This is a genomic window from Roseibium algicola, assembly GCF_001999245.1.
GTDB classification, from domain to species: Bacteria; Pseudomonadota; Alphaproteobacteria; order Rhizobiales; family Stappiaceae; genus Roseibium; species Roseibium algicola.
On the sequence record NZ_CP019630.1, the window covers coordinates 1,433,490 to 1,445,600 of the forward strand.

Annotated in this window: 13 protein-coding genes and 1 riboswitch; of the genes, 5 read left to right on the forward strand and 8 right to left on the reverse strand. The window is 60.8% G+C overall.

Going from position 1 to position 12,111, the window contains the following annotated elements; all coding sequences use genetic code 11:
- Nucleotides 1-13 precede the first annotated feature (13 nt).
- The gene (locus B0E33_RS06685; protein WP_158514212.1) at nt 14-703 is read right to left on the reverse strand and encodes a YoaK family protein; all 690 of its coding nucleotides are present in this window, start codon (nt 701-703) and stop codon (nt 14-16) included.
- Between the two features lie 97 nt (nt 704-800).
- A riboswitch (SAM-I-IV-variant riboswitch) is annotated at nt 801-925 on the forward strand.
- A 41-nt stretch (nt 926-966) separates the two neighbouring features.
- Between B0E33_RS06685 and B0E33_RS06690 the strand changes: the two genes are divergently transcribed.
- Nucleotides 967-1,266: a hypothetical protein gene (locus B0E33_RS06690; protein WP_156912352.1), complete on the forward strand. Its 300-nt coding sequence runs from the start codon at nt 967-969 to the stop codon at nt 1,264-1,266.
- A 232-nt stretch (nt 1,267-1,498) separates the two neighbouring features.
- On the opposite strand, the gene B0E33_RS06695 is transcribed toward B0E33_RS06690, so the two are convergent.
- From B0E33_RS06695 to B0E33_RS06705, 3 genes are all read right to left on the reverse strand, one after another.
- The gene (locus B0E33_RS06695; RefSeq protein WP_051990218.1) at nt 1,499-1,843 is read right to left on the reverse strand and encodes an acyl-CoA thioesterase; all 345 of its coding nucleotides are present in this window, start codon (nt 1,841-1,843) and stop codon (nt 1,499-1,501) included.
- 265 nt (nt 1,844-2,108) lie between these two features.
- Nucleotides 2,109-2,330: a hypothetical protein gene (locus B0E33_RS06700; RefSeq protein ID WP_031269763.1), complete on the reverse strand. Its 222-nt coding sequence runs from the start codon at nt 2,328-2,330 to the stop codon at nt 2,109-2,111.
- On the reverse strand, nt 2,321-2,824 hold the full coding sequence (locus B0E33_RS06705; RefSeq protein ID WP_208997777.1) for a group III truncated hemoglobin: 504 nt from the start codon (nt 2,822-2,824) through the stop codon (nt 2,321-2,323). Before B0E33_RS06705 ends, B0E33_RS06700 begins: the two co-directional genes overlap by 10 nt.
- Before the next feature lie 97 nt (nt 2,825-2,921).
- Here B0E33_RS06705 and B0E33_RS06710 point away from each other — a divergent pair, with 97 nt between their 5' ends.
- Nucleotides 2,922-3,353 carry an RrF2 family transcriptional regulator gene (locus B0E33_RS06710; RefSeq protein ID WP_075284384.1) on the forward strand — a complete coding sequence of 144 codons (432 nt, stop codon included), beginning with the start codon at nt 2,922-2,924 and terminating at the stop codon, nt 3,351-3,353.
- Between the two features lie 56 nt (nt 3,354-3,409).
- On the opposite strand, the gene B0E33_RS06715 is transcribed toward B0E33_RS06710, so the two are convergent.
- The 4 genes from B0E33_RS06715 to B0E33_RS06730 all read right to left on the reverse strand — a co-directional run bounded on the left by B0E33_RS06715 (nt 3,410) and on the right by B0E33_RS06730 (nt 7,953).
- Entirely contained in the window at nt 3,410-4,099 is a 690-nt protein-coding gene (locus B0E33_RS06715; RefSeq protein ID WP_023002086.1) for a Crp/Fnr family transcriptional regulator, read from the reverse strand.
- Nucleotides 4,100-4,383: 284 nt separating this feature from the next.
- Nucleotides 4,384-5,181 carry a ChbG/HpnK family deacetylase gene (locus B0E33_RS06720; protein WP_167579499.1) on the reverse strand — a complete coding sequence of 266 codons (798 nt, stop codon included), beginning with the start codon at nt 5,179-5,181 and terminating at the stop codon, nt 4,384-4,386.
- A gap of 108 nt (nt 5,182-5,289) precedes the next feature.
- Nucleotides 5,290-6,789, reverse strand: coding sequence for a glycosyltransferase family 39 protein (locus tag B0E33_RS06725; RefSeq protein ID WP_208997778.1), 1,500 nt, complete (start codon nt 6,787-6,789; stop codon nt 5,290-5,292).
- A gap of 9 nt (nt 6,790-6,798) precedes the next feature.
- Complete coding sequence (locus tag B0E33_RS06730) at nt 6,799-7,953, reverse strand: glycosyltransferase family 2 protein (RefSeq protein ID WP_023002089.1); 1,155 nt, start codon at nt 7,951-7,953, stop codon at nt 6,799-6,801.
- A 444-nt stretch (nt 7,954-8,397) separates the two neighbouring features.
- On the opposite strand from B0E33_RS06730, the gene hisS reads away from it, so the two are divergent.
- Genes hisS through hisG form a run of 3 tightly spaced genes read left to right on the forward strand, consistent with a single transcriptional unit; the run spans nt 8,398 to nt 11,986 of the window.
- Nucleotides 8,398-9,864: a histidine--tRNA ligase gene (hisS, locus tag B0E33_RS06735; protein ID WP_077290758.1), complete on the forward strand. Its 1,467-nt coding sequence runs from the start codon at nt 8,398-8,400 to the stop codon at nt 9,862-9,864.
- 2 nt (nt 9,865-9,866) lie between these two features.
- Nucleotides 9,867-11,021: an ATP phosphoribosyltransferase regulatory subunit gene (locus tag B0E33_RS06740; RefSeq protein ID WP_077290759.1), complete on the forward strand. Its 1,155-nt coding sequence runs from the start codon at nt 9,867-9,869 to the stop codon at nt 11,019-11,021.
- Nucleotides 11,018-11,986, forward strand: a complete 969-nt coding sequence (hisG, locus tag B0E33_RS06745; RefSeq protein WP_055657728.1) for an ATP phosphoribosyltransferase — start codon at nt 11,018-11,020, stop codon at nt 11,984-11,986. The genes B0E33_RS06740 and hisG overlap by 4 nt, the downstream gene beginning before the upstream one ends.
- Nucleotides 11,987-12,111 lie beyond the last annotated feature (125 nt).

The following is a 12,111-nucleotide window of genomic DNA, read 5'->3' on the forward strand; positions in this document are numbered from 1 at the left end:
GCTGGCACCGGTTTCAGGCGACTTGAGGCTCATGCACCGGCTGGACTATCGCCAGCAGCATCAGGAGCGCAACAGGTATCGCAAGCGCCCAGAACCCCATGACGGTCATCAGGAAACTCGCCAGGAGACCTCCGGCCGCGAAGGCCATCAGGACGAAGGCCTGGTGACGGATCCGGGAGCGGCTGTCGGGCCGCGTTTCGGGATGCGTGAAATAGTCGGCGATGCCGAGCACAAGCTTCAGCGTATTGCCGGTCATGATGGTCGTGGGAACATGCCTGTTGAGCAGGGTCAGCATGATGACGTTCTGCAACGACATGGCCACGGTCGAAAACCCGACTGCCGTCAGAGTGACGGCAGACAACGGTCCTCCGGCTGACGGATCTCCAAGACCGGCGACGAACATGAAGCCCGCCACCAGCAAAGCTTCGAGCGCGAACAGATGCCGGACGGCAATCCTGTTTTTGCGCACCAGTGCAGTGACCGAAACGAACCAGAAGAGCGTCGAACCGAAGAAAACCGCGAGCACGAAAACCTTCAGAGCCGCGTTTTGCCCCTGGTGAAACACCTCCGTGCACAAGACGACAAGCGTTCCGGTAATGAATGCCGTGAAGGTGTGAAACAGGCCGAGAATGCAGACCACATCGATGAAGCAGGCACAAAAGGCGAGCAGGATCGGCACCAACGGCCGACTGTGATGCAACATGGATCGGTCCAATTGCGGAGCTCCCGAGCTAGTCCTTTCAGGAAGATGTGCCATGCACTGGCGGACTTGCCAAGCCGGATTGGACATGGCATAAGCGCGCCATCATCAAGAGAAGGGCTGGCGCCCTCGCCAACCTGCCATTCCGGGCAAGGTGGTTTCCGCAACAGGGATGCGGCTGGTCAGACCCTCAACCGAGGCTTTCCGGCAACTAAGCGGTTATTTTGCATGCGCCAGTCCTCCTCGGGCAACCGATGGAGGATTTTTTGTCTCAGGACCCTTTTGCCGGACGTGCGGCAGATCTGATCGAGAACCATGTGGCGGCGAGCTCCAAGCTTGCCGGAACGGATATCTGGTACCAGGCCGCTGAAGACTGCGTGCTGGCGCGGATCAAATCCCTGCGCATCCTGGGTGGGCTGCCGCGGCACAAGGCGCCGCTCAGCCAGACCGCCCGCACCGAGCGTTTGAAAACACTGCTTCAACTGTGGGCGAACGGCTGCACCTGCGCTGTCGACGAAGACCTCTTTGCCGATATTCTCAACCGGCACGGACCCGTCAGGCACTGACGGGGCGTGCCCCCGTGTGGTGCACAACGTCTGCATTCTGCCAATTTCTTTGATACAGGCGTGCTGCAACAACTCGCACTATCCTGAGGAAGGCCCAAGGCCTGTCTCGAAGGCCCGTATCGAGCGATGGGCCGCTTGCTCATCAGAATGCCGCCCATCCTTCGAGACAGCGCTGAAGCGCTTCCTCAGGATGAGGTTTTTTGGGGAACCAAGCCGGATGAGATCGCGGCGCTCAGTCCCTCTTGGGGACCGGGCGCGGCTTGCCGCCGTCATCGACGGCCACCATGGTGAAGACCGCTTCGGTCACCTTTTCACGGTGACCGTAGCGATGGCGCAGGGCCCAGGATTCAAGCTTGATTTCCATCGACGAATTGCCGACACGAAGGACTTCGGCATAAACGCACAGCACGTCGCCCACATGCACAGGCCGGATGAATTTCATCTTGTCGACCGCGATGGTCACGACACGTCCCTCGGCCCGTTGACCGGCTGCGATACCGCCCGCCAGGTCCATCTGCGACAACACCCAGCCCCCGAAAATATCTCCCGAGGCATTGGTATCGGCAGGCATTGCCATGGTGCGCAATGTCAGATCGCCTGTCGGCTTTTCGTCGTACACGCCTGAGCCCCTCCGCTGATTCTCGCAAGAAGACTAGGTCATCACCTGCAAGAATAGAAGTGGTTGATCGGAGGGCCTCAGAAGGAACTGCGGATCAAGTCCACCGTCAAAGGACAAACATCAGGATTGCCATGATCCACAACGGCATGGGGGCAGCGACCCAGATCAGCAGGATCGGCAGGCCGCGATGCAGAAGGTTGGAGGTATTCATTTCGGTTGCTTTCTAACTAAAGGCCTGGATTTCAAGGACTGTCATCGCCGAAAGGGCGACGATACCGGTGATGAAGGCGAGTTTCGCGCTGCCGATGAGTGTGCGGCCGGCGACATCCAGTTTCGGCAGCGGCATGCCGCGCGAATCCAGATACATGGACAGAAGCATCAGCGAAAAGACGGTGAACCAGACGAACACCAGCACTTCCGCTATCAGGACAATCGTTACCAGCATGATCCGCTCCATTCAGAGGATTGCGATGTCAGTTCGGCAGGCGGATTGGCTCCGGGGGTTCCGAAAGTGGCCAGCCACAGGCTCTGCGCGATGCGTTCGGCAATGGCCACAATCTCGTCTGCAAGGTCCGGCACGAACAATTCACGGATCACGGGCCGGAAGACACTGAGCCATTCGCCATAATCCGTGCTTACCAGCTCCTTCTGCTTCAGGTGAGCCGGCACGGGCTTACCCTTGTAGGCGCCGTTCTTCATCAGGACGGATTGCCAGAAGGCTTCCATCTTCGGCAGGTGCTCTTCCCACCGGCCAGCCAGACGGCGCTCGAAGATACCTCCGAGCCGTGGATGCTGGCGAATGCAGCCATAGAAGGTATGCACCATCACATGGATCGCCTGTTCATCGACCTTCTCGTAACGGCGGAGCCGGTCGCCCTGGTCCGGCGTTTCGCGTCTCTTCAGCTTGTATCTGTTGGTACTGGAGTTAGGGGCTTCCATAGCCGCCTCCATAACATTCATTTAAGATGCATCTTTTAAATGGCACAGCAACCCGCTAAAATCAACATATAAGATGAATGTTTAAAGAGACCCAGCCATGCGCCTCAGTCAGGCCAGCGATTTTGCCTTGAGAATTCTGATGGCGACCGGCCAATCCGACGACCCGCAAACCGTCGACAAGCTTTCGCGGCAGCTTGGCCTTGCCAAATCACATGTCATGAAAATCGTCGCTCATCTCGCCAAGGGTGGCTATCTGGAGACGACGCGCGGGCGTGGCGGCGGGATACGGCTGGCGAAAACACCGGACATGATCCGGCTGGGGGATGTCGTGCGGCTGATCGAGCCGGACCTTGGCGTCGTCGCCTGCCTGAAGCCTGAGCCCACAGTCTGCGCCTTCCTGCCCCGGTGTGCCCTGAAAGGCGCAATGGCGCGAGCCTCGGAAGCCTTTCTGGAAAGCCTCAATACCGAAACGCTGGCATCCATTCTGGCCGGAACACAGATGGCATTGCCGGTCGAAACCAGCGCCTGAGGCAACCCCGGCTGCAACGAGGCAGACCGGGACCATCCGTTTCGAGCCTGGTTTTCCTAGAGCGTCGAAGCCTTTTCCAGGAAGTCCATCTGCTCCAGGCAGTAGTAGCCGGAAATCCGGCTGATGGTGCCTGCCCTCTTCCAGTCGTTGAGGACGCGGCTGACGTTTTCGCGCGCGGCACCTGCCATGTTGGCGATATCTGCCTGGCTGAGCTTGTAATGGATCAGCAACCGGCCATCGTCGAGCGGCTTGCCGAAGGTCTCCGCCAACTGCAGCAGGGTCTGGGCGACCCTTCCCGGCAAGGGTAGGAACGAGCGTGCCGCCAGCACATCATTGGCATGGCGCAGCCGCTTGCCGACGATCGACAGCATATGCCGGTAGACGGCCGGGTTCTCGTCGGCAAACCGCTGGAAGGCGGCCTTGTCGATGAAGGCAAGCTGGGCTTCCTTCAGGGAGATGACCGTTGCCGACCGCGGACGGCCATCAAGCAGGGCCAGTTCGCCGACAAGATCGCCAGGGCCAAGCACTGCAAGCAGCTGCTCGTCGCCTTCAACGGACAGAAGCGATACCTTGAGCGAGCCCTCCAGAACCGCGTAACAGCCGTTTCCGGGATCGCCATTTTCGAAGAGAATGGTGCCAGCCGATATTTTCATCGGCCTTGCAAGGCGCGACAGGCCGACAGCCAGTTCCGGGTCAAGCCCTTCAAGCGAAAAGCTATTTTTTAAAAAATCCTTGATTTCAGCCACACCTTACCCCTGCCAAAAGCGCTGCTGCCCGCGAAATTACAAGATCAAACGCCATCTTGTGATGCCCATCACGTGCATTCCAGCAAAATAACCCTATATCTAAGGACATGGAAGCGGGGCCGCCCCTCCCCTCTTCCGGACCTCCACGAAAAACGGCCCTGTACCCCGCAGGGCCGTTTTTTCGTTTCACCACTTCGTTAGACTCACCGGCCGATCCGAATTCGCAAGTCCGAAATAAACCTCACAAAAGCCTGACTGCCAGCACCTTAAGCGAAAGTTCGGCGTCAGTTCAGAAAAACGTCCTTCTTCTCCAGCGTCTGAAAGAACCTCTGGCTGGAAAGAACCTCAAACTGGCATTCGCGTATCGCAATCTTCCGGCGCGGTTCGTCCCGCCGCAGGCGATCATCCGAACGGCCGGGAATGGCAGCCACGAAACTGAGATCGCTCATGCCGTCAAAATGGTTATGCAAAAGAGCGTGCAGCGCTTCCTGATCCTCGGTCTCCGGCAAGGGATCCGCCTTGGGAAGCAGCTTCAGGCCGTGCGCCTTGGCAAGCCGTGCCAGGCGGACAGCCTTGAGACCTGATTGCACCGGCGAAATCAGCAGTGGCGGTTCGGGATAATCGGCATGCTCGATCGCCTTCAGAACGGTCCGCGCAAGGGACGTGCGCTCCAACAGACCTTCACGCACCGCCACGAAATCCGGCTGACGTTTCATCAACACGCTGTAGCGGGCAAGCTGAGCCTGGGCTTCCTCCTGCAGAAGCTGGTCCGGCAGAAGCCGCAGCAAGGCACGGCGCTGCAGTTGTTCGCGCGTAAACATCCGGTCGCCATAGATTTCCTGCATGCGGGCGCTGACCGGCGAAACACGATCACCGCTGAAGGCCAAGGTCACCCCGAAGAGTGCCCGTTTGCCGACCTTCTCCGCGGTTTCCTGCAACGGACGGAATTCGCGTGGCCACAGCTCGGTGGCAACCATGGCTCCAAGAGCGCTCAGGCGCCCCCGTTCCACAAGTTCACGCAATGCGCGATCGACCCCGAAGGCAAGGCCGTAGTCCAACGCTCCAAGTGTAATTCGCTTCATGAAATTCCGCAGGCGGACCGGACAATGTGAATATTAAGCCACATCCCTGCGTCATTCAGCCAAGCAAATCAAGTCGGATGTTGGGTGGAGCCGACATCTCCTGCCGGTTCAATTTGGGTCAACCGGCTCGAACACCGGGCCGATACGCCCCTCAACCTTGTAGACGACAAGCTTTTCCAGCGGCACATGTTTAACCTTGCGTGTCAGCTCGGCAACTTCCTCGACGTTGGCAAAGGACTGCCGCAGGTCGCCTTCCCGGTTCCGGCGCTTTTCAGCAACATAGAGCCCCGGCCCGTCGAACAGCGACAAGTCAGGCGCAGGCTGCATGACATAGCGGATACGCTCGGTCAGCTGGAACACCGGCAGGTCGTCTTTCATCAGGAAATCGAGCTGGCCGTTGAGGCCGTAGCTGGTCGTTGCCACGAAACCGGCCCCCTCCCTTTCTGCCAGTTCCTTCACTTCCTGTCCGATCTCCGGCCACCCGCGTAACTGGAAGGTCGGGTCCTTGCGGGCAAAGGTACCCGTCAGCGGCCAGACTGCGTGCAGTTGCACCACGACGGCAACTGCAAGTCCAAGGACGACACCGGCTTGCGCCAGACGCTGCCACAGGGCTGGGCTGGCAGGCCGGCTGGTGACAAAGACCGCAGCCATCATGGCAAAAGCGGGAAAAAGCGGTGCCGGCCAATTGGCCTGCACGCGCGAATGCAAGGAGTGATACCCGAGATAGAGCAGGAACGGCAAAACGGTCAGGAGCAGGAGAGACGCCGCGTTTTCCCGCGCCCGAAGCCCCTTGAAAAGCCTGGCGGCACCAGCAAACGCCAAAACAGCGATCAGCGGGTTCATCAGCCCGACAAGCGCGCCCAGGAACTCTGGAATATATCTTGCCGTGTAACCGCCGGTGCCAGCCCGGCCGAACTGCTTGTAGAAGCTGACCCATTCGTGGACGTGGTTCCAGTAAAGCACCGGCGAAAAGCAGAGCAGCGCGATCAGTCCACCGGCCCAGAGTTGCCAACAGCGCCACCAGCGGCGGGCATCCGGCACCCAGATCAGCCACAGGACGATGCCCGCGCCAAGAAACAGAACCGAATATTTGGCAACCAGGCCGCAACCGGCCATCAGCCCGACCACGAACCACCAGTTGGCGTTTCTGGACGTTGACAGTTCTGTCAGCGCCCACAGGCTGAGGCCCCAGAACAGCACTGACGGAGCGTCGGGCGTTGCCAGAATGCCGCCGATGCCCACCAGCAGGCTGGCGTTGAGGAACAGGACGGACCAGGCCGCGGCAGTGCGTCCAAACAAAAGGGAGGCTGTGCGCCACAGGGCCAGGGAACCGATCACGCCTGAGGCGATGACAAGGGCGCGAACCGCGAAGACCGTGTCACCGAACAGTGCCTGACCGATACCGATCCACCAGCCGATCATCGGCGGATGGTCGTAATAGCTGAGCGCCGGCGAAAGCCCCCAGAGGCGGTAATAGGCTTCGTCCTCGACAAAATGCGAGTGGCTGGCGGCAAAGATTTTCAACGCCGTCAACAGGCCGACAATCAGGATCAGGCCTGCGGGCCGCAGGTAGAAAGGCAAGGATCCGGTCTGAGATTCAGCGGTCACAACGGGCCTTTACGACTTGCGCCAGGTCAGGGCGGAGCTGGCCGCGTAGTTCCAGACAGCCCCCATGATCGCCCCCGCCGTACCGGCGAACCACCAGTAGGATGGATCGGCGTAGATCAGGTTGGCGACACCGACGTTGGCCAGCACGCCGACCGAACACACCGCGTAGAAGGTCAGGAGGCCGACCAGCGCCCTCATGCCGTTCAAGCGGCGGTCGCGATAAGTCAGCTGGTTGTTGAGAAAGAAGTTCGAAGTCATTGCGACGAAGGACGCCGCCGTCTGGGCGAGGTTGAATTCCATGTCGCTCAGCAGGAACACGCGCAGCGCCGCCAGATGGACGAAGAGACCGCTTGCCCCTACGAGGCCGAACATCAGGAAACGGACCGAAACGATATTGCCGAAATATTTCGCGAGCAGCAGACCGAAATAGTCGAGCGTGACCAGCGTATCCAGCTTGCTTTCGCCGTGCTGGCGTTCGCGGAAGGTGAACGGCAGTTCCTTGATCTTCAAGGTACCACCCGCACTGGAGACCAGGTCGAGCAGGATCTTGAAGCCCTGGGGCGAGAGCTTCGGTGCGAGAGCTTCAGCCTTGTCCCGGCGGATCATGAAGAACCCGCTCATCGGATCCTTGAGGGTGACGTTCAGCAGCTTCTGAGCGAGGCCGTTGGCGAGGTTGGAGCCCCAGGCGCGAAAGGACGACAGGCCTTCGCCAATGGTGCCGCCATCGACCTTGCGGCTTGCGACGACCAGGTCCGTCTCGTCTGCCTTCAGGGCGGCCAGCATCTTCGGCAGCATGGTCTCGTCGTGCTGCAGGTCCGCATCCATGACGGCGACAAAGGGGGCGGAGGACGCCAGGATGCCCTCTATACAGGCCCCCGACAGGCCCCGGCGGCCAATACGGCGGATGACCCGGACGCGCGCATCGGTCCGGGCAATCTCGCGGGCAACCTCGGTGGTTCCATCGGGCGAATTGTCGTCAACGACGATCGCTTCCCAGGCGATCCCGGCGAGCGCCTCGTCCAGGAGGCCGATCAGGATTGGAATGTTCGCAGCTTCGTTGAAACTCGGCAGGATGACACTGAGTTCAGCGGCCTTCGGCCCTTTCAGAGCCTCGGCCCCAACTTCGCCGGCATTCCCGTCCGCCATGCGCACCGCACTGTCCATACTGAGCCCTGTCCGCCGGTCCCGTGCCTTCCTTGCAGCACCGGGACGGCCCTTTTCACCCGATCCGCGCGGACCATAGCCCGGCAGAGATTAAATACAAGAAAAGACAATGGATGCCCGCACTGCCCGGCCGATTTACCGGCCCAATGTGCTTCACCTGTCTTTTGCAGCTGCACTTCCACTGTTCCTGAAGCGCCCTTTTACCGCGAACTGTGATGCAAACAAGGCACGGACTGCAGAATTGCTTCCCTGTCGCTGGTCCCGCACGACATTCACTGGTTCGCGGCCAGAACCACCAGCTTCGATCGAACGAACCGGCAGGATGTTGCACCGCCTTGCCCTTGCGCCTTGTTTCGTCTACGACAGCCGCAATATCAGACAGCCGGATGCGAGAGGTTTCCTTGGGCGCGTCCGGCCGGGAACTCGCCAGGATTCAAGACCTTTATGGCCAAAAAACCGAACAAGCTGAAAGCCCGCCTGCCGCGCGGCTTCGTTGACCGCTCTGCCGAGGACATCCGCGCCACCGACGAGATGCTGGCGAAGATCCGCGCTGTCTATGAGCGTTACGGTTTCGATCCCGTCGAAACCCCTGCCTTTGAATATACCGATTGCCTCGGCAAGTTCCTGCCAGACACCGACCGGCCCAATGCCGGCGTCTTTTCCGTACAGGACGAAGACGAGCAGTGGATGAGCCTGCGCTACGACCTGACCGCACCGCTGGCCCGACATGTTTCGGAAAACATCAACGAGATCCAGCTGCCCTATCGCACCTACCGTGCCGGCTGGGTGTTCCGGAACGAAAAGCCCGGGCCGGGCCGTTTCCGCCAGTTCATGCAGTTCGACGCCGACACCGTCGGTGCGCCCGGCGTCCAGGCGGATGCCGAAATGTGCATGATGATGTCCGACACGATGGAAGCGCTCGGCATCGCGCGCGGGCAGTATGTGATCCGCGTCAACAACCGAAAGGTCCTGGACGGCGTGCTGGAAAGCATCGGCCTAGGCGGTGAAGAGCACGAAGAACGCCGGCTGACGGTGCTGAGAGCGATCGACAAGCTCGACAAGTTCGGGATTGAAGGCGTTCGCCTGCTGCTGGGCGACGGGCGCAAGGACGAGAGCGGCGACTTCACCAAGGGTGCGGAACTCGACCCGGCTGCCATCGACAGCATCGTTGCCTTCGTCTCCGGCACGGGCACGCTTGAGAATGATGGCATCACCGAGCTCAACACCATGGCGGAAATCTTCTCAGCCTGTGGTTATGGCGAAGACCGGATCAAGATCGACCCGTCCGTCGTGCGCGGCCTGGAATATTACACCGGCACCGTTTTCGAAGCCGAACTCCTGTTCGACGTGACCAACGAGAAGGGCGAAGTCGTCCAGTTCGGGTCTGTCGGCGGTGGTGGCCGTTATGACGGGCTGGTCAAGCGCTTCACCGGACGTGACGTGCCCGCGACGGGCTTTTCCATCGGCGTTTCCCGCCTGATGACAGCACTGAAGAACCTCGGCAAGCTCGGCACGTCCGACGTTGTCGCGCCGGTGCTGGTCACCGTGATGGACGGCGACGTTGCCGCGCTCGGACGCTACCAGAAGATGGTACAGGACCTGCGCGAGGCCGGTATTCGCGCAGAGATGTACCAGGGCAACTGGAAGAAGTTCGGCAACCAGCTGAAATATGCCGACCGGCGCAACTGCCCGATCGCCATCATCCAGGGCTCTGACGAGCGGGAAGCCGGCGAAATCCAGGTCAAGGACCTGATCGAGGGCAAGCGTCTTTCCGAAGAGATAACCGACAACATTACCTGGCGTGAAAGCCGTCCGGCGCAGGTCACCGTCAAGGAGACGGAACTCCTTGCGACCGTGCGCGGCATCCTGGGCGGGCAGGCGGAAGACCGCCAGCGCCAGAACGAGGGCTGATCATGAGTGGGGCGGCACAGGTGACCGGACTGGCTCCGGAGAAGATCGAGACGGTTCTTGGCCTCTTCAAGGCCGCGGGCCATGACGAGGTCAGCCCGCCGATCCTGCAACCGGCGGACGTCTTTCTGGATCTCACCGGCGAGGACATCCGACGTCGGCTCTATCTGACCAGCGGTACCGACGGGCTGGACCTGTGCCTGCGCCCCGACTTCACCATTCCGGTTTGCCGTCATCATCTGGCGCAGGACGCCGTCAAGCTTCCGGCCGCCTATTGCTACAACGGCCCGGTGTTCCGCCAGCGCCCGGACGGCCTGGGCGAAATCCCGCAGCTCGGCGCGGAAAGCCTCGGCCGTACGGACACGGCCGAAGCGGATGCGGACCTGCTTGCGCTTTCCGTCAAGGCCCTGGAGGAATTCGGCCTGTCGGACATCGTCATCCGAATTGGCGACGAGACCCTGTTTGCCGCCGTGCTGGAAGGGCTTGACCTGCCGACCGTCTGGCGCCGCCGGCTGCGTGATTTCTTTGGCGAGACCGACCGTCTGACCGCCGCGATCACCCGCATGGCCGGAGCCTCCTCCTCCAACGATGACAGCCGCGACGTCCGCCTCGGTTTCCTGTCTGCGCTGGAAGGGGCTGATCCGGAGGCAGCTCATGCAGTCGTCGAGGACCTTCTGTCGATTGCCGGAATTTCCGCCGTCGGCGGACGCACGCCCAGCGAAATCGCAGACAGATTTCTGGAACAGGCAGCCCTTGCCAGCGGTGCCCGCGGCCATGACAAGGCGGCGGAAACACTTTCCGCCTATCTGGCCCTGAAGGCGGATGGCGCCAGCGCCGCCGGAATGCTGCGCGATTTCTCCCGCGATTTCGGCCTTGGCCTGGATACGCCCATCGCCGCCTTCGAACAGCGCCTTGCGGCCCTTGAAGCCAAGGGCATCGATCCCGCCCGGCTGACATTCGCAGCCGAGTTCGGCCGGCGTCTTGATTACTATTCCGGCTTTGTCTTCGAGATCCATGCAGTCAATCCACCGGTAGAAGGACCGCTGGTCGGCGGCGGGCGCTACGACAAGCTGGTGACCCTTCTTGGGGCCGAAGACGACGTACCGGCCATCGGCTTTTCCATGTGGCTCGACCGGATTGCAGCGAGTGTTAGGTCATGAGCAAACTGATTATCGCCATTCCCTCCAAGGGCCGTCTGCAGGAAAACACGCACGAATTCTTCGGCCGCGCAGGCCTGAAGGTGGTGCAACCCGGCGGTGCGCGGAACTATCGCGGCGCCATCAAGGGTCTGCCGAACGTCGAGATCGCGTTCCTGTCGGCTTCCGAAATCGCGCGGGAACTTTCCGACGGCACGGTCCATTTCGGGATTACGGGTCTGGATCTGGTGCATGAAAACATCGCCAACCCGGAAAGCACCGTTCACATCGTCACGCCGCTTGGCTTTGGTCCGGCGGATGTGGTGGTTGCCGTGCCGAAAGCCTGGATCGACGTTGAAACGATGGCGGATCTTTCCGATGTCGCTTCCGATTTCCGCAATCGCCATGGCCGCCGTCTGCGCGTTGCGACCAAATACGTCAATCTCACGCGCTCGTTCTTCGCCGGTCACGGCATTGCCGACTACCGCATCGTGGAAAGCGCGGGGGCGACCGAAGGCGCACCGGCAGCCGGATCCGCTGAACTCATCGTGGACATCACCACGACCGGCTCGACGCTGCAGGCCAACAACCTGAAAATCCTTTCAGATGGTGTGATGCTGAAAAGCCAGGCCAATCTGGTGGCCTCCCTCAACGCCGACTGGTCCGCCACCGCCCTTGGCGCTGCCCGCGCGATCCTCGACCGCGTGGCCGCGGAAGAAGCAGCGCGCAACGTCAAGCTGGTCAAGGCCGTGGTTGCCGACCGCACACAGGCCCTTCGATCTGTCAGCAAGGTTGGCGCTCTTCAGCGTTTTTCCGAAGTCGACGACCTGCACCACGTCAGCGTCTTGTGCCCCAGGGACGCGGTTGCCGACTGTGCCCAGCTGTTGATCGAAGAAGGCGCGGAAACGGTTACCGTCGAAACGCTCGACTATGTGTTCTCCAAGGAAAACCGCCTGTTTTCGCCGCTGAAGGCGAAGGTGAACGGGTAAGCACACAGCAGCGTTTCCGAGCCGCGTGACATGATTGCGGAGGTTGCTTGCGGACGTTGTTTTTCGGCTTCGCCGAATACCCCCTTCCCTAACCCTTCCCCACAAGGGGGAAGGGAATCCAGCCG